Source organism: Blastococcus sp. CCUG 61487, assembly GCF_005222955.1.
Taxonomy (GTDB): Bacteria; Actinomycetota; Actinomycetes; order Mycobacteriales; family Geodermatophilaceae; genus Blastococcus.
The window spans coordinates 1-18,025 of sequence record NZ_LWUA01000289.1; the positions used below are offsets into that span (position 1 = coordinate 1).

The 18,025-nt window shown below is 72.3% G+C and carries 19 protein-coding genes and 1 tRNA gene; 5 read left to right on the plus strand and 15 right to left on the minus strand.

What is annotated here, in order from left to right; all coding sequences use genetic code 11:
- Positions 1–281: 281 nt before the first annotated feature.
- Positions 282–899, minus strand: a complete 618-nt coding sequence (locus A6V29_RS19345; RefSeq protein ID WP_249933361.1) for a hypothetical protein — start codon at positions 897–899, stop codon at positions 282–284.
- Positions 900–1,155: 256 nt separating this feature from the next.
- On the opposite strand from A6V29_RS19345, the gene A6V29_RS19350 reads away from it, so the two are divergent.
- The gene (locus A6V29_RS19350; protein WP_040336922.1) at positions 1,156–1,794 is read left to right on the plus strand and encodes a prepilin peptidase; all 639 of its coding nucleotides are present in this window, start codon (positions 1,156–1,158) and stop codon (positions 1,792–1,794) included.
- A 146-nt stretch (positions 1,795–1,940) separates the two neighbouring features.
- Here A6V29_RS19350 and A6V29_RS19355 read toward each other — a convergent pair whose 3' ends face one another.
- The 5 genes from A6V29_RS19355 to A6V29_RS19375 form a co-directional block, all read right to left on the minus strand.
- A complete protein-coding gene (locus A6V29_RS19355; RefSeq protein WP_137161822.1) occupies positions 1,941–3,146 on the minus strand; it encodes a coiled-coil domain-containing protein in 1,206 nt (401 codons plus the stop codon).
- A 118-nt stretch (positions 3,147–3,264) separates the two neighbouring features.
- Positions 3,265–3,870: a cadmium resistance transporter gene (locus tag A6V29_RS19360; RefSeq protein WP_040336924.1), complete on the minus strand. Its 606-nt coding sequence runs from the start codon at positions 3,868–3,870 to the stop codon at positions 3,265–3,267.
- A gap of 169 nt (positions 3,871–4,039) precedes the next feature.
- Positions 4,040–4,978 carry a cation diffusion facilitator family transporter gene (locus A6V29_RS19365; protein WP_040336925.1) on the minus strand — a complete coding sequence of 313 codons (939 nt, stop codon included), beginning with the start codon at positions 4,976–4,978 and terminating at the stop codon, positions 4,040–4,042.
- Complete coding sequence (locus A6V29_RS19370; protein WP_040336926.1) at positions 4,975–5,592, minus strand: methyltransferase family protein; 618 nt, start codon at positions 5,590–5,592, stop codon at positions 4,975–4,977. Before A6V29_RS19370 ends, A6V29_RS19365 begins: the two co-directional genes overlap by 4 nt.
- Positions 5,589–5,987: an ArsR/SmtB family transcription factor gene (locus A6V29_RS19375; protein ID WP_040336927.1), complete on the minus strand. Its 399-nt coding sequence runs from the start codon at positions 5,985–5,987 to the stop codon at positions 5,589–5,591. The genes A6V29_RS19370 and A6V29_RS19375 overlap by 4 nt, the downstream gene beginning before the upstream one ends.
- Positions 5,988–6,169: 182 nt before the next feature.
- Here A6V29_RS19375 and A6V29_RS19380 point away from each other — a divergent pair, with 182 nt between their 5' ends.
- Complete coding sequence (locus A6V29_RS19380; protein WP_040336928.1) at positions 6,170–6,373, plus strand: helix-turn-helix domain-containing protein; 204 nt, start codon at positions 6,170–6,172, stop codon at positions 6,371–6,373.
- Between the two features lie 55 nt (positions 6,374–6,428).
- Here the strand turns inward: A6V29_RS19380 and A6V29_RS19385 are convergent, their stop codons facing one another.
- Together A6V29_RS19385 and A6V29_RS19390 are read right to left on the minus strand one after the other, a co-directional pair.
- Entirely contained in the window at positions 6,429–7,679 is a 1,251-nt protein-coding gene (locus A6V29_RS19385; protein ID WP_040336929.1) for a site-specific integrase, read from the minus strand.
- A 111-nt stretch (positions 7,680–7,790) separates the two neighbouring features.
- A tRNA-Asn gene (locus tag A6V29_RS19390) sits at positions 7,791–7,863 on the minus strand.
- A 142-nt stretch (positions 7,864–8,005) separates the two neighbouring features.
- Here A6V29_RS19390 and A6V29_RS19395 point away from each other — a divergent pair.
- Positions 8,006–8,215, plus strand: coding sequence for a hypothetical protein (locus A6V29_RS19395; RefSeq protein WP_137161823.1), 210 nt, complete (start codon positions 8,006–8,008; stop codon positions 8,213–8,215).
- A gap of 12 nt (positions 8,216–8,227) precedes the next feature.
- Here A6V29_RS19395 and A6V29_RS19400 read toward each other — a convergent pair whose 3' ends face one another.
- The 7 genes from A6V29_RS19400 to dusB form a co-directional block, all read right to left on the minus strand.
- A complete protein-coding gene (locus A6V29_RS19400; protein WP_137161824.1) occupies positions 8,228–8,779 on the minus strand; it encodes a hypothetical protein in 552 nt (183 codons plus the stop codon).
- Complete coding sequence (dnaG, locus tag A6V29_RS19405; protein WP_137161825.1) at positions 8,776–10,656, minus strand: DNA primase; 1,881 nt, start codon at positions 10,654–10,656, stop codon at positions 8,776–8,778. The genes A6V29_RS19400 and dnaG overlap by 4 nt, the downstream gene beginning before the upstream one ends.
- Positions 10,656–11,168 (minus strand): hypothetical protein, encoded by a 513-nt coding sequence (locus tag A6V29_RS19410; RefSeq protein WP_249933362.1) that lies wholly within the window; start codon positions 11,166–11,168, stop codon positions 10,656–10,658. Before A6V29_RS19410 ends, dnaG begins: the two co-directional genes overlap by 1 nt.
- An 8-nt stretch (positions 11,169–11,176) precedes the next feature.
- The gene (locus A6V29_RS19415) at positions 11,177–11,806 is read right to left on the minus strand and encodes a YdcF family protein (protein ID WP_249933363.1); all 630 of its coding nucleotides are present in this window, start codon (positions 11,804–11,806) and stop codon (positions 11,177–11,179) included.
- Positions 11,807–11,874: 68 nt separating this feature from the next.
- Entirely contained in the window at positions 11,875–14,586 is a 2,712-nt protein-coding gene (gene ppdK / locus A6V29_RS19420; RefSeq protein ID WP_137161826.1) for a pyruvate, phosphate dikinase, read from the minus strand.
- Positions 14,587–14,705: 119 nt separating this feature from the next.
- Positions 14,706–15,152: an Rv0361 family membrane protein gene (locus A6V29_RS19425; RefSeq protein WP_137161827.1), complete on the minus strand. Its 447-nt coding sequence runs from the start codon at positions 15,150–15,152 to the stop codon at positions 14,706–14,708.
- The gene (gene dusB, locus A6V29_RS19430) at positions 15,149–16,306 is read right to left on the minus strand and encodes a tRNA dihydrouridine synthase DusB (RefSeq protein WP_212719637.1); all 1,158 of its coding nucleotides are present in this window, start codon (positions 16,304–16,306) and stop codon (positions 15,149–15,151) included. The genes A6V29_RS19425 and dusB overlap by 4 nt, the downstream gene beginning before the upstream one ends.
- Before the next feature lie 114 nt (positions 16,307–16,420).
- On the opposite strand from dusB, the gene A6V29_RS19435 reads away from it, so the two are divergent.
- Positions 16,421–17,398, plus strand: coding sequence for an NAD(P)-dependent alcohol dehydrogenase (locus A6V29_RS19435; protein WP_137161828.1), 978 nt, complete (start codon positions 16,421–16,423; stop codon positions 17,396–17,398).
- Positions 17,395–18,024, plus strand: coding sequence for a class I SAM-dependent methyltransferase (locus tag A6V29_RS19440; protein ID WP_212719639.1), 630 nt, complete (start codon positions 17,395–17,397; stop codon positions 18,022–18,024). The genes A6V29_RS19435 and A6V29_RS19440 overlap by 4 nt, the downstream gene beginning before the upstream one ends.
- Position 18,025 lies beyond the last annotated feature (1 nt).

Genomic DNA, 18,025 nt, shown 5'->3' on the forward strand with positions numbered 1-18,025 from the left:
CACCCCGCGGGACGTCACCCACCATGCTTGGCCGTCCTGGCATGGAATGACGGTGCCGGAGGGGCTGACAGTGCAGACAGCCGGCGAGGTACCGCCACCGGCGGCGGGAGTTGTTGCGCCCGGTGGGGCCGCCGTCCCACCGTCATCCTCGGCCGTCTCGACTTCGACCACACAGATGCCGTGTGAGTCGTACTGCTGGCAGGTCGCCGGATCAGCGACAGCAGCCGGCGAGAGGACCAGCGAGGCGCCGACGCACAGCAGCGCACCCGCCAAGGCAAGAGCTACTCGTCGCATGACTGCGCCTGCCGGTTCGGAGCCTCGCTGACCCGCCACGACGACGTGTCCGGATAGTTCGGGTTCACCACGGTGAGTTGCTGGATGAGGTATCTCGGACGACCTGACGGCACGATTGACGACCCGGAGGCATCGATCGCGTCCACCTCGCCCACGTCGACGCAGGCGGTGACGACGACGGTCGGCAATACGGGTGACGGCGAAGCAGCGGGACTGTTCGAGAGGTCGGTGCTGGCGGCAGACGCGGTCACCAGCTGCGACCGGCCGGTCTGCCGGTAGCCCTGAGAACGGAACTTGCCGATCGCTGTGGCCTGGGCTGTGGCTTCCGGAGCCACAGCGACCTGGTGGATCCCGTCGAGCGGGAGCGACGGGTCGAGGTACAGGTCGTCGATGGTCTCCAGGTAGTCCGGAACGAGCGCGATCGCCAGTGCCTGCGCTTCCTCGACGGGGCCTGGAGTGGGCGGTGAGGGGCTCGGCGTCTGGGAAGGCGCTGTCCCAGACGTCGGCGAACTCGACGAGCCAGGGTCGGACGACGACGAACAACCCGAGGCCGTCAGCGCCAGGAGCACCGCGGCTGCCCCCGCCGCCGTCCGTATCACCGTCACGCCTGATCACCTCCCAGCACGTCACCGTCCGTCGACCGAGGTTGCCCTCCCGGCCGAGCGGACGTGTGACCGTCGTCTCGTTCCCACCCTTTCGGGTGACAGGTTGTCCCTGAGTCCGTCACTCGTCCTCCGCGTCTGGATGTATCGCGTGGTCCTGACACGCTCCCGCACCGGAAGCTGGGATGGCGCAGATATCCACAGGGCTGCGCAGCGAAGGGCAAACAGACCCCTGGAGCTCGAGGGTGGCCGCCAGCGGATGAACGGCACGTGGATGGCGGCGTCGGCGGCGGCAGCGTTGATCGGCGCCGCAACCACCCCCTGGCTTGCTTCTCGTGGGCTTGCGCAGCTCGCGCGGCTCGACGCTGCCCGTCCGGGCCTGGCGCTGGCCAGCGCCGTCGCCGGCGGTGGGGCGGGAGCCGCTGCGATCGTGGCGTCTCACCGTGCGGGGACGTGGTGGCTCGTGCCTGCCCTGATGGTCTGGGGATGCGCCCTGGTCGCCGCGGCCTCCTGCGATGCGGTCACCCAACGCATCCCGACACCACTCGTCCGCCAGGCCGCCGTCGGCACCGGCGTGCTGCTGACCGTCGGTCTCGCCGTGCACGGTGACTGGCGCGGTCTGCTGCTCAGCGGCGTCGCTGCTGCGGCGGCGGGTGCCGTCCTGCTGGTGTGCTGGCGGTTTGCGGGAGCGGGCTTCGGTGACGTCCGACTGGCGACCCTCGGTGGGCTAGGCCTTGGACACGCCACGCATCACGGCTTGTTGTTCGCGCTCGTCGCGTTCACCGTGATCACCTCGACGCAAGCCGTGATCACGTTGATGCGTGGCGGGGACCGCCAGAGCACCTTTCCCTACGGCCCTGCCCTCACGGTGGGCTTCCTGCTCGCGGCCACCTTCTGACGGTGACGTCCATCCGGGACCGGGGCAGCGGGTTCCCTCAACGTCTATGGCACGGCGGCAGGGCGCCGATCCCCACAGGGCGATCCCATCGCGGATTCCACAGGGCGCAGCGGCGAAGGACCGAGCCTGGCCACGCTGCTCCGGTGTCAGTCGCGGGTCTCTCCGGTTCCTGTGGCCGTGCTCTCGCCTCGGCGCCGTGCGCGTCCCGCGGGTGACTGGGGGCGCCGCGTCTTGGTAGTCACGGCGTTGTCGAGTCTGGCTTCGGCTCGGTCGGCTCTGCTGCGCTGCACGCGGGCTTCATCGCGCGCCGTGTTGAGCTCGCCGCGCAACTCGGCGAGTTCCTCGCGCAATCGTCGGTTCTCCTCGTCGTGACGGGCACGCAGGTCCTCGACTCGCTGGTGGCCATGGGTCTTCTCGCGCTCGGCGTCGTGTATGGCGGCATCACGCTGCGCGGTCATCGCCGCCAGCTTCTCGCGCAGATCGCTGATCTCGTCACGGAGGTCCGCCCCTCGCCGTTCAGCCTGCGCCAGGCCCCGGCGTACGGATTCGACCGCATCCTCAGCTCGGGCAGCGCGCGCCGACTCGGCGTCGGCCCGTTCAACAGCGTTGCGGGATCGCTCTTCCGCCTCGGACTGCGCAACCATCGCGGCTTCCGCTCGTCGGATCGCAGCGTCGCGGTCGCCGTGTGCCTCGACCAGCCGCGCTTCGACGGCAGTCAGCTTCTCTGCAAGATCGATCAACTTCGCGGCGGACTGCTTTCGTTCTGTGTCAACGGCCGCGAGGGCGTCGGCCAGCTCGGCGTTCAGCCTGTCTCGCTCGGTTTCGGCCTCCGTTAGCCGCTGGCGAGCCTCTACGAGCCCGGTACGGAGCTGCTCGCTCAGGGCAGAGGCCTCCTCAGCAGCGGAGTCAGCCTCCGCGCGCTCGGCCTCGGCGCGCTGTCGCGCTTGCTCGGCCCGGCTGGCGTGAGCCGCGGCGGTCGCCACCTGCTCTGCCGCCTCGCTCGTCACAGCATCGATCTGTAACTCGGCGGCCTCGGGATCGGCCACCGTCCGCAGCTCCTCGAGCAACACTTTCAGCTGCTGATTCAGGTGCTCAATCATGCCGGCGACCTGGCCGTGCAACTCACTGGCCCGCTGTCGCGCGGCATCTATCGGCCGCTGCTCCATCCCCGCCGCGTGCCCGGACTGCTCTGTCCGCAGCCGGCGGCGGGCGTGCCAGGCGGCGGTCCGATTGTGCGCGCTGTCGTCGCAGTACTCCGGCGGGCGGCCTGCCCCGGATTGCGACTCCGCCGCCGGACGACGGCAGTCCGGGAATCGGCAGATTCGCTGTTCGGTCTCCGTTGCGTCGCTCATAACGTAAAGCTGCACCGACGTAATGACGACAGAACGCTTCTCCAGCGGTCTGTGGACAGTGAGCCTGCTTCCACATCTCCGGATGCAAGGCGCCTTCCGCGCCTGTGCCGCGTCGTTGCTAGAGCCCGAAGGCACCACCCTCGACAAGAATGACGACACCGAGGCCGATGAGGACCAGCGGGAACAGCACGTGCTCCCACCGCTCGAGGAACTCGGCGATCGTCTTGCGGGTGGCGACGAACCGGGCGGCGACGACCAGCACGGCGACCAGGGCCAGGAAGACGACGCAGTAGGCGACGATGCCGGCAGGACCCACGGTGGCGAACACCGGCACGTAGACGCCGATGTTGTCCCCACCGTTGGCGAAGGTGACCGCGGCGACGGTCAGCGCGCTCACCGACTTGCCAGAGACCTTGCCCTCGTCGTCGTCGTCATCATCGTCGTCGCGCCATGCCCGCCACGCGGCGAGCAGGCCCAGCACCAGCGGGATCAGCCCGAAGTACGGGATCGCCTCCTCGGGCAGGAAGCTGCGGGCGCCGAGCGCGACGAGGACCGCGGCGGCCAGGATGGCGCCGAAGCCGAGGTACTGCCCGGCGAGGATCGCCGCGGTGGTGCCGCGCCGGCCGGCGCCGCGGGCGTAGAACAGCGACAGCACGATGATGTCGTCGATGTTGGTGGCCACGAACAGGCCCACCGCCTGCAGGACCCAGGTGGCGATCTCCACGTACTGCTCTCCGATTCTGTGGGGCGCGGTCTGCGCCGTCAGGCACGGCCGCGACGGTCAGGCGACGGTCAGCTGGGGCCGTGATCGGACCGGCGTGCTCGCCGGCGGCGAATGGATCCGGCGGTGACGGTTCCTCTGCCCTCCGGCCTCCGCGGCCGGTGGACGGCGGTCAGCGGTGCGCGGCGAGTTCGTGATCGGCGTGTGTGCGGGCTTCCAGCTGGAACGTCGAGTGCGCGACGCTGATCGGGAAGTGCTCGGCGAGGCAGTCCTGCATCTGGTCGAGAAGCTGCGGTGCCCGCGCGTCCACGAAGCAGGCGTCCTCGACCACCACGTGCGCCGTCAGGACCGGCAGGTCGTCGCTGATCTGCGAGGCGTGCAGGTCATGGATTGCCACGACCCCGGGCAGCTCTTCCAGATGCGCGCGGACTGCCTCGAGGTCCAGGCCCGGCGGAGTGCTTTCCAGGAGCACCGACACCGTTCGCCGCAGCAGCCCGATGGTGCGCGGCACGATCATGGCTGCGATCAGCAGCGAGGCGACCGAGTCCGCGGCCTGCCAGCCGGTGACCGCGATGACCGTGGCGGCGACCAGCACCGCGACCGACCCGAGCGCGTCGTTGATCACCTCCAGCAGCGCCGCCCGCATATTCAGGTTCCCGTTGCGTGCACCGCCGCGGGTGAGCACCCAAATGCCGAGGGCGTTGGCCGCCAGGCCGATGCCGCCGAACACCAGCACCGGAGTCGCCGCCACCTCTGCTGTCCCGGGCTCGAGCAGCCGGCCGACCGCCTCGACGGCGACCAGCACGCCCACGGCCAGCAGCACCGCCGCCTGCAGGGTGGCGCCGAGCACCTCGGCGCGCCGGTAGCCCCAGGTGCGCCGGGCCGTCGGCGGGCGCAGCGCCAGGGTGGCCGCGACCAGCGCGATCACCAGGCCGGCGGCATCAGTGGCGGCGTGCGCGGCGTCGGCGAGCAGCGCCAACGATCCCGACAGCAGCGCGCCGACCACCTGGACGACCAGCACCGAGGCGGTCAGCGCCAGCACGACCGCCAGCCGCCGACGGTTGCCCGCCGCGCCGCTGGAACCGTGCGCGTGGTCGTGGCCGCCGCTCATCGCTGCGCTCCCTGGGTCGCCGGCAGCCGGCCGATGCCGGGCAGGAACCGACCGGCACGGGCGGCGTAGGCGTCGTACGCCCCGCCGTGCACCGAGCGGAGATAGGGCTCTTCGACGGCCCTGACCTGCAGCTGGACGGCAGCCACCAGCGCAGCCAGCGCCAGCACGCTGACCCACGTGGGCACCATGAGCACCACCCCGGCCTGGGCGGCGGCCATCCCGGTGAAGATTGGATTGCGGACGTGCGCGAACACGCCGCCGGTCACCAGCTCGGTGCGGTCGGCCGAGTCGACGCCGATGCGCCACGAGGCGCCCATCCCGGTTTGAGCCGCCAGCGTCGCGGCGAAGCCAGCCAGCGCCAGCACCAGGCCGACGATCTGCACCGCGATCGGCGGATCGGCGGTCACGACGTCGGCCACCGCCAGCACCGGTCCGGCCAGGCCGAGCACCATCGCGGCGGCGAACAGCACCCCGCCCCACCAGCCGGCCTCGGCCGGGGTGCCGGAGATGCCGACGAACCCCGTGGACCCGGTACGGCGCAGCTGGATCCACGACCGCACACCGAACAACACGACGAGGGCCACGACGTAGAGGACGAGCGCGGCGGCGGTCACGCCGAGGCTCCCGCTCCGTACACGGGGCAGAGTGCGACCTGGTCACCGGTCGCGGCCAGCAGCTTCTCGGCCGAGGCGAGCAGCTCGAGCAGCTCGGGCTGGGTGCTCAGTGACCACAGCGACGCCCGACCCTGGGGCTGGCTCTCGGCAAGGCCGCAGTCACGCAAGCAGGCCAGCGCCGCGGACACCGAGCTCTGCGCGGGTCCACCCAGGTGACGGGTGAGGTCCACAACGCGATGCGGGCCGAGCATCAGGTGGCGGACGATCGCCAGCCGCATCGGGTCACCCAGGCTGCGGAACAGGCACGCGGCCGTCGACAGCGCAGCAGCCTCATCGACCGGCGGCTCGCTCGCCTTCGGCGTCGTCGTGGTCACCACGGTGTCCGCTCCATTCATCGGGTAATTCCGATGATAGCGCCATTAGGGGAAAGATCAACACTCGCCACTCCCAGACCGGCTGGACAGGCAGCAGGGACTTCCCGCTAGAGGGCGCGAGGCGGACGAGCTGTCCATCCCTCGCCCTACCTTGCGGTGCAGGGCCTCCCCCGGGCGGCGTCACGAGACCAAGGAGGTTCGTCATGGACAACCCCGATGACCTGCTGACCACGGCCGAGGTTGCGCAGATCATGCGCTCGCCCGTCTCCACGCTGAGGTACTGGCGACACCTCGGCACCGGCCCGCACAGCTTCCGTGTGGGCCGGCGCGTGGTCTACCGGCGCGCTGACGTGACCGCGTGGCTGAATGAGCAGGCGGAAGCAGGGCGCGCCGATCGAGCCGGGTGAGCGGCGGCAGCGAGCGCCGCCCCGCCGTTGTGCCAGGACTTCACAGCGATCCAGCTCAACGGTTCAGCACCCGCGCTGCCTCGGCGCTGACGACCTGCCGGCCGAAGTAGACGTCGAGCGTCATCGACGGGTTGGCATGGCCCAACTGGTCGGCCACCTGGCGCGCGGTGAGCCCGGCCTCGTCGAGTCGCGTGGCGACGGTCTTGCGGAAGGTGTGCGAGGTGACCCACGACCACGGCCCCTCCTCGCAGCGGATGCGTCGCCCGCCCGCCCCCGCCCTGAAGGAGCCGTCCTCATCGAGCTGATAGCCCGTTCCCCCACAGGCCTCGCACTGGAACGAGTCGAGCAACTGGCGGAGGTCTCCTGAGACGTTCGACGGATCCCGCAGGGCGCCGGCCAGCGGCGAAGTGAAGACGACCTCAGCGTCCGTCTGCCGGCGGGAATTCACCCGCCGGTCCTGCAGCATCCGGACGGCGAACTCGGGCAGCGCGATGATCCGCCAGCCGGCCGTGGTCTTCGGCCGCGGCTGGACCGTCAGCCCGGCGCCTGGAACGCGGACCACGGTGGCATTCACCTCCCATGTCCCGGCTTCGAGATCGAGGATCGGCTTGCCGTCGCCGTTGATCCCGTACCGCAGGGCCAGCGCTTCGCCGATCCGGCAGCCGGTGGCGAGCATCCAGTCGACGATGTCGGGCAAGTCGATCTCGACCGCGCGGTCGCTGGTCCGGAACAGCTCGACGAGTCGTCCGGTCTCTGCCGCAGTCAGTGCGCGCGGCGCTCGCTTGCCGGTACTGATCTTGGCAGTGGCGTCGCGGACCGGATTGACCGTGACGGCGCCGTCCTGGATCGCCATCGCGAACATCCCGGAAAGGCACGCCCGCGCTGTCTTGGCCGCCCCCGGTCCGCTGCTCTTGGCGATGGCGGCCAGCGCCCGGCTGACCACGCCGGGGGTCACCTCGCGGATGCAGAGTTGACCGAAGGCCGGCTTGACCTGCTTGCTGACCACCGAGCGGTAGGTGCGCTGCGTGCCGGTCGACCAGCCGTGGTCGGCCTCGATCCAAGCTTCGGCCAACGTGGCCATTCGTGTTGCGGCAGTGATCGCGCCGACGCCGCCGGGCGCCTGGCGGCTGGTGAACTCAGCTTTCAGCGCCCGTTCGGCGGCGGCGCGCGAAGGCCCCACCTTGGACACCAACCGGACCCTGCCGTCGTAGTCGCGGAACTTGACCCGGGCTCTGACCCGACCGTTGGGCAGCGTGGCGAACAGGACCTTGCCGCTGGTGCCCAGCGGCAGCGGGGGACGGCCCACGAGGCACCTCCGGCACCGAAGTAAAGAGTGCCTAAAGAGTGCCTGACCCCTCTGACAGGGACAACAGAAAAGCCCCCGACCGGCGTCTCCGCTGGTCAAGGGCTTGATGTGCTCCCCCGACTGGACTTGAACCAGTAACCCTGCGATTAACAGTCGCATGCTCTGCCAATTGAGCTACGGGGGACGAGCGGGCGCGAGCACCCGCCGACCCGACGAGACTACCTCAGCCGCCGGCACCCACCTCGCCCCCCTCGGCCGTGTTCGGAGCGACGCGGCTCACAGGTAGCGTGTGCGCCGGTTCATCTCTCGCCGTCCTGGAGGTCCCCGTGGCGAAGCTGTCGTTCCTGGCCGGATTCGGAGCCGGATACGTGCTCGGCGCGCGGGCCGGCCACGAGCGGTACGAGCAGATCCGTCGGGCCTGGGACCGCGCGAAGGACGACCCCCGCCTGCAGAGCCTGGCCGGGATGGCCCAGGCCCGTGCCGACGACGCGCTCTCCTCGATCCGCGACCGGATGGGCAGCGACGCCCCCCGCTGAGTCGGCCTCCGGTCAGTCCGGCTGCTCGGCCGCCACGGCCTCGGCCAGCCTCTGGCGCGCCACCTCCCGCGCCGCAGGATCGGCCCGCTGGGCGTCGTCGTCGAACACGACCGTCCACTCCCGCCCCGGCTGACCGGGGACCCGGCGGGCGACGAGCAGCACCCCGCCCCGCTCCGGCAGCGGGACCCGCCTGCTGGCCACGACCGTCTGGTCGACCCGCCGGCGCACGACCGCGGGGAGGTCGCCGGCCTCGGTGAGCGTGTGCCGCGTCGGCGCCAGCCGCGCCTGCACGCCCGGCTCCACCTCGGCGAGCGGCGTGACGACGAACGTGCCTCCCTCGCCGGCGCCGGTCCAGGTGGCCGAACCGATCTCGTGCCACGGCAGCGGCTCGTCTGCCGTGCCGTCGGCGCCCACCCGGCGCAGGCCGCGCGGCGTCGCGACCAGCCATCCGTCGTCGCGGACCAGCGGCCCCCAGGCGAGCGCCTGCTCCTCGGCGGGCAGCGCCAAGCGCACCACCTCGGGGGCACGGGCGAACCGGCGGCGGAGCACGTCCAGCAGGCTCACCCCAGCCCCCCGATGGCCCGCTTGCGCAGCGAGATCGCCAGCTGCTCGAGATCCATGAGCTGCTTGAACGCCCGCATGTACTCGTCTCCGCTCTCGACCGGGTTCATCCGCTGCAGCCGACCCTTGAGCGCGGCGATCTGGCGGACGGTCGCCATCTCCTGCAGCCGCGCCATCACCGCGGTGACGTACCCGGCGTCGGCCTCGCCGACCGAGCGCAACGGCTCGACCGCCAGCGCGGTGAGCTGGGCTCGCGCGCTCTCCCGGTCGCACCGCTCGGCGACCAGGTCGAGCCAGGCGGGGCCGGTCACGGTCGCACCCGCTGCTCCCCCGGCGGCCGCGACCGCCGCGGCCACCGCGGCGTAGTCGGGCTCGGTGTAGGCATCGGCCGGCACCGCGTCGAACGCGGGCCCCGCAAGCTCGGGAACCTGCAACGCTGCCTTGACCGCCTCCCGCTCGACGGCGACCGCGGCGTCGTCCGGGGTGCGCTGCGGCGCCCGTGGCCGGCCGCGCGAGGGCGCCTGCCCCTCCCCCGTGTGCCGGCGCACCCTCGCCAGCACGTCGGCCTCGTCGGTGTCGCCGATGAGCGCGGCCAGCCGGCGGGCGTAGGCCGGGCGCAACGCGTGGTCCTTGATCTGGGCCAGCAGCGGCGCGGTCTTCTCCAGCGCGGCGACCCGCCCCTCGACGGTCTCGAGGTCGTAGTCCGCCAACGTCGTCTTGAGGACGAACTCGATCAGCGGCGAGCGCCGGGCGATGAGGTCGCGCACCGCGGCGTCGCCGTGCTCCTGGCGCAGCTCGCACGGGTCGCGCCCGTCGGGCTCGACGGCGACGAAGGTCTGCGCGACGAAGCGCTGGTCCTCCTTGAACGTCTTCATCGCGGCCGCCTGCCCCGCGGCATCGCCGTCGAAGGTGTAGACCACCTCGCCGCGGAACTCGTCCTGGTCCATGAGCAGCCGCCGCAGCACGCTGATGTGCTCGCCGCCGAAGGCGGTGCCGCAGGAGGCCACGGCGGTGGTGACGCCGGCCAGGTGGCAGGCCATGACGTCGGTGTAGCCCTCGACGACGACGGCCTGGTGGCGCTTGGCGATGTCCCGCTTGGCGCGCTCGATCCCGTAGAGGACCGTGCTCTTCTTGTAGAGCGGCGTCTCCGGGGTGTTCAGGTACTTCGGCCCCGGGTCGTCGTCCATGAGCTTGCGGGCGCCGAAGCCGATGACGTCGCCGGTGATGTCGCGGATCGGCCAGATCAACCGCCGGTGGAAGCGGTCGATCAGCGTGCCGCGGGAGGACTCCTTGGCCAGTCCCGCCGTCACCAGCTCCTGCTGGGTGTAGCCCGCCGCGCGCAGGTGCCGGGTGAGGGCGTCCCAGCCACCGGGGGCGAAGCCGCAGCCGAAGTCGAGCGCCACCTGCCGGTCGAAGCCGCGGTCGGCGAGGAACTGGCGGGCGGGCGCCGCCTCGGGGCTGCCGAGCTGCTCGGCGAAGAAGGCGGCCGCGGCGGTGTTGGCGGCCACCAGGCGGGCGCGCTGCCCGGCGTGGGCGCGGTCGGGGCCGGCCGTGGGCCGTCCGCCGTCGTCCTCGTACTTGAGCTCGATGTTGGCGCGGGTGGCCAGCAGCTCGACGGCCTCGGTGAAGGAGAGGTGGTCGATCTGCTGGATGAAGGAGATGACGTCGCCGCCCGCCCCGCACCCGAAGCAGTGCCAGAGGTTTCTCGACGGCGTCACCTGGAACGACGGCGACTTCTCGTCGTGGAACGGGCAGAGCCCCTTGAGACTTCCCCCACCGGCACGCTTGAGCTGCAGGTGCTCGCCGACGATCTCGTCGATCCTCGACCGCTCGCGGACCAGCGCGATGTCGGCCGCCCGGATGCGTCCTCGCCCGGCCATCAGCTGCTCCCTCCGGTCACGGTGACGCCCGTGCCGGTCAGCGCCGCGGCCTGGTTGCGGCGGCCGACCACCAGCAGGAGCCACAGGAGGAAGACCTGCTCGTCCAGCGGCAGCTCCACGTCGACGGTGAGCGTCGGGCGCGGCGACCAGCCACCGGTGGTGCCACCCCGGGCCACCTCGCGCCCGTCGGCCAGGAATCGGTGCGTGCCCTTCCACCAGGACACCGACTCCACCTGCAGCGCACCACCGGTCAGCTCGACGGTCCAGGTGCCCTTCCACCACGACGTCTGCTCCGCCCGCAGCCGGGCCGTCTCCTCGGGGTCGACCTCCCAGCGAGCGGTGAGCACGCCCTTGCGCTTGCCGAAGACCCAGCGCCGGTCGCCCAGCACGGCCGTCGCCGACTCCGTCCAGCTGGACGCCTGCAGGGTGGCCACCACGACGCCGTCCCGCAGGACGGGGAGCACGCCCTTGCCGACGCCGGAGCTGCCCGCCTTGCCCAGTTCGAGCACCACGTGACTCCTCAGCCGATCCCGGGCGCGCCGGCGACGCTCTCGCCGGTCGCGCGGTAGAGCAGGTAGGCCGCCGTCTCCCGGAGGATGTAGCGGAACTGCGTGACCCTGGTCTGCACGGCCGGCCCCTGGCGGGTCGGCGAGCTCTCCGCCGAGATGCCTGCATCCTCCGCCATGCGCTCCGCCCGCATCGCGTGCCAGGGGTCGGTCACGAGGACGGCGGTGGTCCAGCCACGGTCGGCGAACGCCTCGGCGGTCACCCGCATGCTCTCCAGGGTGTCGACGCCCTCGGGGATCGCGAGCAGCGCCTCCGGCGGGAGGCCTGCCCGGAACAGGTAGTCGCGGCCGGCGTCGGCCTCGGTGAACGCGTCACCGGCCGCCTTGCCCCCGACGGTGACGACCACGGGCGCGACGCCGTCCTCGTAGAGGGCCAGGGCGTGCTCCAGCCGGGCCTCGAAGATCGACGACGGGACCCCGTTGTACTGCGCCGATCCCAGCACGACGATCGCGTCGGAGGCAGGGCGCGAGTCCTGCCGCGCCGTCCACCAGATGGCCAGCGCCGTGGAGGCGACCAGGAGCAGGGACGCGAGGACGGCCGCCGCGACCACCCGCGTCAGCAGACCTCCGAGCCACACCCCCACGCGTCATGGGTACCACGGTCCGCCGACGTCCCCGAGCCCCCTGGGGACGGTGTGCCGTGGGTCGCTGCTCAGCCGCCCGCCGGCTCGCCGAGCAACGCGGCGCGCCCGGCCTCCAGCCGCGCCACCGGTACGCGGAAGGGCGAGCAGGACACGTAGTCCAGCCCGACGTCGTGGAAGAAGTGCACCGACTCCGGGTCGCCTCCGTGCTCCCCGCAGATGCCCAGCTTGAGGTCGGGGCGCGCCGCCCGGCCGGCCTCGACGCCGATCCGCACGAGCTGCCCCACTCCGTCGCGGTCCAGCGACTCGAACGGGGAGATGCCGAAGATGCCCCTGTCCAGGTACTGGTGGAAGAACGCCGCCTCGACGTCGTCGCGGGAGAACCCCCAGGTCATCTGGGTGAGGTCGTTGGTGCCGAACGAGAAGAACTCCGCCGAGCCGGCGATCTCGCCGGCGGTCAGCGCCGCCCGCGGGACCTCGATCATGGTGCCGAGCAGCCCGGGGACCTCGCAGCCCTGCCGCTCGAACACCTCCGCGAGCACCTCCAGCGACTCCTCGCGGATCGCCTCGAGCTCCTGCACCGCGCCGACCAGCGGGATCATGATCTCCGGCTTCGGATCACCGCCGGCCTTCTGCCGCTCGCAGGCCGCCTCGGCGATCGCCCGCACCTGCATCGCGAACAGCCCGGGCACCACCAGGCCGAGCCGCACCCCGCGCAGGCCGAGCATCGGGTTCTCCTCGTGCATCCGGCGCACGGCGGCCAGCAGCCGCAGCTGGCCCTCGTCGTGGTGCCCCTCGGCCTCGGCGACCGCGACCCGGACGGCGAGGTCGGTGAGGTCGGGCAGGAACTCGTGCAGCGGTGGGTCCAGCAGCCGGATGGTGACCGGCAGGCCGTCCATCTGCTCGAAGATCTCCAGGAAGTCCTGCTTCTGCAGCGGCTCCAGCGCGTCCAGCGCGGCCTGCCGCTCGTCGTCGCCTTCCGCGAGGATGAGCTTCTCCACGAACCCGCGCCGGTCGCCCATGAACATGTGCTCGGTGCGGCACAGCCCGATCCCGCGGGCGCCGAACCGGCGGGCGCGTGCGGCGTCCTCCGGGGTGTCGGCGTTGGTGCGGACGTCCAGCCGCCGGACCTCGTCGGCGTGGGCGAGGATCCGGTGCACCGCCCGCACCAGATCGTCTGCACCGCCGTCGGCATCCGTCGATCCAGGGTCGATCTCGCCCTCGAAGTAGCGGACCACCGACGACGGCTCCACCGGTACGGCGCCGAGCCAGACCTGCCCGGTGGACCCGTCGATGGAGATGACGTCGCCCTCCTCCACGACCGTGCCGTCGGGCGCGGTGAAGCGCTTCGCCTTGGTGTCGACCTGCAGCTCCTCGGCGCCGCACACGCAGGTCTTGCCCATGCCCCGGGCGACGACGGCGGCGTGCGAGGTCTTGCCGCCGCGGCTGGTCAGCACGCCCTCGGCGGCGATCATCCCGGAGAGGTCGTCGGGGTTGGTCTCGCGCCGGACGAGGACGACCTTCTCGCCCTTCCGCGCCCACTCCTCGGCGGTCTCGGACGAGAACACCGCCTTGCCGACGGCGGCGCCCGGCGAGGCGTTCATGCCCTGGGTCAGCTGCTGGGCCTCCCCGCCGAGCACGAATCGCGGGAACATCAGCTGGGAGAGCTGCTCGCCGGTGACCCGCCGGACCGCCTCGTCCATGTCGATGAGGCCCTCGTCGACCAGCTGGGTGGCGATGCGGAAGGCGGCGGCCGCCGTGCGCTTGCCGACCCGGGTCTGCAGCATCCAGAGCTTGCCGCGCTCGACGGTGAACTCGATGTCGCACAGGTCGCGGTAGTGCGACTCCAGGCGCGACATGATGCCCATGAGCTCGTCGTAGGCGGACCGGTCGATCTCCTCCAGCCGGGTCAGGGGCACGGTGTTGCGGATGCCGGCGACGACGTCCTCCCCCTGGGCGTTCTGCAGGTAGTCGCCGTAGACGCCCTGCTCGCCGCTGCCCGGATCGCGGGTGAAGGCGACGCCGGTGCCGGAGTCCTCGCCGAGGTTGCCGAAGACCATCGAGCAGACGTTGACGGCGGTGCCGGCGTCACCGGGGATCCGCTCGCGGCGCCGGTACAGGACGGCCCGCTCGGCGTTCCAGGAGTCGAAGACGGCGTCGATCGCCAGGTCCATCTGCTCGCGGGGGTCCTGCGGGAACTCGGAACCGCTGTGCTCGTGGACGATCGCCTTGAACCTGTCGACCACGTCGCGCAGGTGATCGGCGTCCAGGTCGAGATCCAGGTCGGTGCCCTGCTCGGCCTTCACCGCGTCCAGCGCGTCGTCGAACAGCTCGCCGTCGATGCCGAGCACGGTCTTGCCGAACATCTGGATCAGCCGGCGGTAGGAGTCCCAGGCGAAGCGCTCCGAGCCGGACTGGGCGGCCAGCCCGCGCACCGACCTGTCGTTGAGGCCGACGTTGAGGACCGTCTCCATCATCCCGGGCATCGAGGCCGCCGCGCCGGAGCGGACCGAGACCAGCAGGGGGTCGTCCGGGTCGCCGAGGGTCTTGCCCATGGCTGCCTCCAGGGCGGCCAGGTGCGCGGAGACCTCGGCGTCGAGCTCCGGCGGGGTCTGCCCGTGCTCCAGGTAGTACCGGCAGGCGTCGGTGGTGATGGTGAACCCGGGCGGGACGGGCAGCCCGAGGTTGGTCATCTCGGCGAGGTTCGCGCCCTTGCCGCCGAGCAGGTCCTTCTGCTCCTTGCTGCCCTCGCCGAAGTCGTAGACCCACTTCGTCCCGCTCATGGCCGACCCTCCGCGCTCGACAGCACCCACCCGTCGATCGAGATCGTGCCGTACCCGGACGCAACAGGCGCGCCACCCCCGCCTGCCCGTCCCCCGTGCGGAGGACCGGTGGCCGAGGGTCAGTCGACCCCGCAGATGCGCGGGCCGTCCTCGCTGATCACGGAGAACGTGGAGGACCCGCCGTCGGCCCAGCGCACGTCGACCCGCTGCACCTTGTCGCCCTCGACCGGGTCGCTCTCGGCGCCGACGACCTCCCCCTCACCGGAGCCGAGGTAGGTGCCGGCGACGTCCTCGGGCGCGATCCGGGCCCGCTCGTCCTCGCAGAGCAGCTCGTGCGCGGTCTCGGTGTCGCCGTCGGCGAGAGCCGCGAGGAAGACGCCGGTCGCCTCGCCGGCCTGCTCGCCGGGCGAGCCCTTCACCAACAGCAGGGCCCCGGCCATGCCCACCGCGAGCAGCACGATCGCCACCAGCGTGCCGATGAGCCACCCCTGCCGGTTCCGCGGGGTGCCGGTGTGCAGCGGCGCCGGCCCGTCGTCGTAGAGAAAGGGCCCTGTCGGCGCGGTCATCCACCACTCACTTCGAGCTCGGCCCCGACCGGCGGCCGGGGATCGTCACGGTCGGCCAGCCAGCCCTCGGGCAGGGCGACGGGTCGGGGCGGGCTGGTCCGCCCACGCGGGGCACCGAGGACGGCGACCGGGTAGGGCTGGTCGGGGATGCCGGCCAGCAGCTCGGCCAGCTCGTCCAGGCTGCTCACCATCGCCAGCGCGCGGCGGACCTCCGAGCCCACCGAGAAGCCCTTGAGGTACCAGGCGACGTGCTTGCGGAAGTCGCTGCAGCCGTGCTGCTCGCCGTGCTCCTCGGCCAGGAGGGTGGCGTGCCGGTGCATGATCGCGGCGACCTCGCGGAACGTCGGCAGCGCGCGCTCGGCGCGGCCGGCGAAGGCGGCGGCGAGGTCGCCGAACAACCACGGCCGGCCGAGGCAGCCGCGGCCGATGACGACGCCGGCGCACCCTGTCTCGGCGACCATGCGCAGCGCGTCGTCGGCCTCCCAGATGTCGCCGTTCCCCAGCACCGGGATGTCGACGGCCTCGACCAGGCGGGCGATGTGGCTCCAGTCCGCGGTGCCGCTGTAGAGCTGGTCGGCGGTGCGCCCGTGCAGGGTGATCGCCGCGGCGCCCTCGTCCTGGGCGATCCGGCCGGCGTCGAGGTAGGTGACGTGGTCGACGTCGATGCCGATCCGGGTCTTGATGGTGACCGGGACGTCCTTCGCGGCGCGCACCGCCGCACGCACGATGTCGCGCAGCAGGACGCGACGCCACGGCAGCGCGGAGCCCCCGCCCTTGCGGGTCACCTTGGGTACCGGGCAGCCGAAGTTGAGGTCGATGTGCGCCGGGCGGGTGCCGGCGACACCCTCGTCCACGAGCATCTCCACCGCGCGGCCCACCGTGGCCGGCTCGACGCCGTAGAGCTGGACGGAGAACGCGTCCTTCTCGTCGGCGGTCGCGCGCACCATCTGCAGCGTCTTCGCGTTGCGCTCGACCAGCGCCCGCGTGGTGATCATCTCGCAGACGTAGAGGCCCGCCCCGAACTCCCGGCACAGGGTGCGGAAGGCCGGGTTGGTGATGCCGGCCATCGGCGCCAGGACGACGGCGGGCTCGACGGTGAGCGCCCCGAGCCGCAGCGGCGGGAGCGCCGTCATCGGGTCGAGCGTGGCGGTCACGACACCCAGGGTAGGCGGCAGGGTCCGTCACCTGCGCCGCCCGGCGGGGTGAGCCGCACCGCCCTCCCGGCCGGTCGACGGCGCTAGGTTCCCGTGCATGAGCGAGCGGGCCCCGTGAAGGCCGTCGTCCACGACCGCTACGGGCCGCCGGAGGTGCTGCGCGTCGAGGAGGTTCCCCTGCCGACGCCCGGCCCCGGCCAGGTGCGGGTCAGGGTGGCCGCGACGTCGGTCAACCTCAGCGACTGGGAGGGGCTCGTCGGGTCACCGGCCTACGCCCGCCTCGGCGGTCTCCGCTCCCCGGGGGTCCGCACGCTCGGATCGGACATCGCCGGGACCGTGGACGCCGTCGGTGATCGCGTCACCCGCTTCCACCCCGGCGACGCCGTCTACGGCGACAACCTCCGGCTGAAGGGTGGTTTCGCGGAGTTCGCGATCGCGCCGGAGACGGCTCTGGCGCGCAAGCCGCCCGAGTTGACCTTCGCGCAGGCCTCGGCGATCCCCCAGGCCGGAGCGATCGCGTCGTCCGGCACGCGGGGGGTCGCTGGCGGGACCCGGATGCTGATCAACGGCGCCGGCGGCGGGTCGGGGGCGTTCGCGATCCAGCTCGCCACGCAGCTCGGAGCGCACGTGACCGGCGTGGACAACGCCGGCAAGCTCGACTTCATGCGCTCCGTGGGCGCCGACGTCGTGATCGACTACCGCGCCGACGACTTCACCCGTCACGGACCGTACGACCGGATCCTCGACCTGGTGGCCCACCGCTCGGTGTTCGCCTACCGGCGCGCCCTGGCACCCGGTGGGCGGTACCAGTGCGTCGGGGGATCCGTACGTGCCCTGCTGCGGGTGCTCACGGTGGGACAGGTGGCGGGCCGGCTGACCGGCCGGCGTCTCGGCGTGCTGGTGGTGAAGGAGGAACCCGCCACGTTCGAGCCGGTGGCCGCCCGCTGCGCCGCCGGGGACGTCGCCGTCCACGTCGACCGCACGTACCCCTTGGACGAGGTCGCCGAGGCCCTGACCTGCGTCGGGGAGGGACGCGCCCGGGGCAAGATCGTCGTCGAGACCGCCCACGGATCTGGCAGCCTCCGCGCATGATCACGGACTGGGACCACAACAGCTGGTACCACCGGCTGCTCCTGCGCCAGGTGCCCGCCGGCGCCGAGCGGGCGCTGGACGTCGGCTGCGGCGCCGGCACGCTCGCCCGCCGGCTCGCCGACGTCGTCCCGCACGTCGACGCGTTCGACAGGTCGCCGGAGATGGTGGCCGAGGCGCGCGCCGTCGCACCACCCAACCTGGACGTGCAGGTCGCGGACGCGCTCACCGTCGAGCTGCCGCAGAACTCCTACGACGCCGTCGTCAGCATGGCCGTGCTGCACCACCTGCCGCTGGCGGAGGCGCTGCCCCGGATGGCCGGCTGGCTGCGGCCGGGCGGCGTGCTCGCGGCGGTGGCTCTCCCCCGCGCCGACCTGCCCCGCGGGCTGCCGGTCGAGGCCGCGGCGGCGGTGGCCCACCACGGCCTCGGCCTGGCGTTCCGCGCGCTGCGCCCGCTGACCGGCGCCGAGCTCTTCCGGCACGAACCGAGCCACGACGCCATGCCCGTGGCCGACGGGCGGCTGACCACCCGGCAGGTGCGGGCCGAGGCGAGCGCGGTGCTCCCGGACGTCCGGGTGCGGCGGCTCCTCTACTGGCGCTACCTGCTGGTCTGGCGCAAGCCGCTCTGAC

Excerpts from the sequence above, each read along its gene's own strand:
- A6V29_RS19425 (WP_137161827.1), bottom strand. The coding sequence starts at position 15,152 with ATGACCGCGCCGACAGGGCCCTTTCTCTACGACGACGGGCCGGCGCCG.
- A6V29_RS19350 (WP_040336922.1), top strand. The coding sequence starts at position 1,156 with ATGAACGGCACGTGGATGGCGGCGTCGGCGGCGGCAGCGTTGATCGGC.
- A6V29_RS19440 (WP_212719639.1), top strand. The coding sequence starts at position 17,395 with ATGATCACGGACTGGGACCACAACAGCTGGTACCACCGGCTGCTCCTG.
- A6V29_RS19375 (WP_040336927.1), bottom strand. The coding sequence starts at position 5,987 with ATGAATGGAGCGGACACCGTGGTGACCACGACGACGCCGAAGGCGAGC.
- ppdK (WP_137161826.1), bottom strand. The coding sequence starts at position 14,586 with ATGAGCGGGACGAAGTGGGTCTACGACTTCGGCGAGGGCAGCAAGGAG.
- dnaG (WP_137161825.1), bottom strand. The coding sequence starts at position 10,656 with ATGGCCGGGCGAGGACGCATCCGGGCGGCCGACATCGCGCTGGTCCGC.
- A6V29_RS19355 (WP_137161822.1), bottom strand. The coding sequence starts at position 3,146 with ATGAGCGACGCAACGGAGACCGAACAGCGAATCTGCCGATTCCCGGAC.
- A6V29_RS19380 (WP_040336928.1), top strand. The coding sequence starts at position 6,170 with ATGGACAACCCCGATGACCTGCTGACCACGGCCGAGGTTGCGCAGATC.
- A6V29_RS19365 (WP_040336925.1), bottom strand. The coding sequence starts at position 4,978 with ATGAGCGGCGGCCACGACCACGCGCACGGTTCCAGCGGCGCGGCGGGC.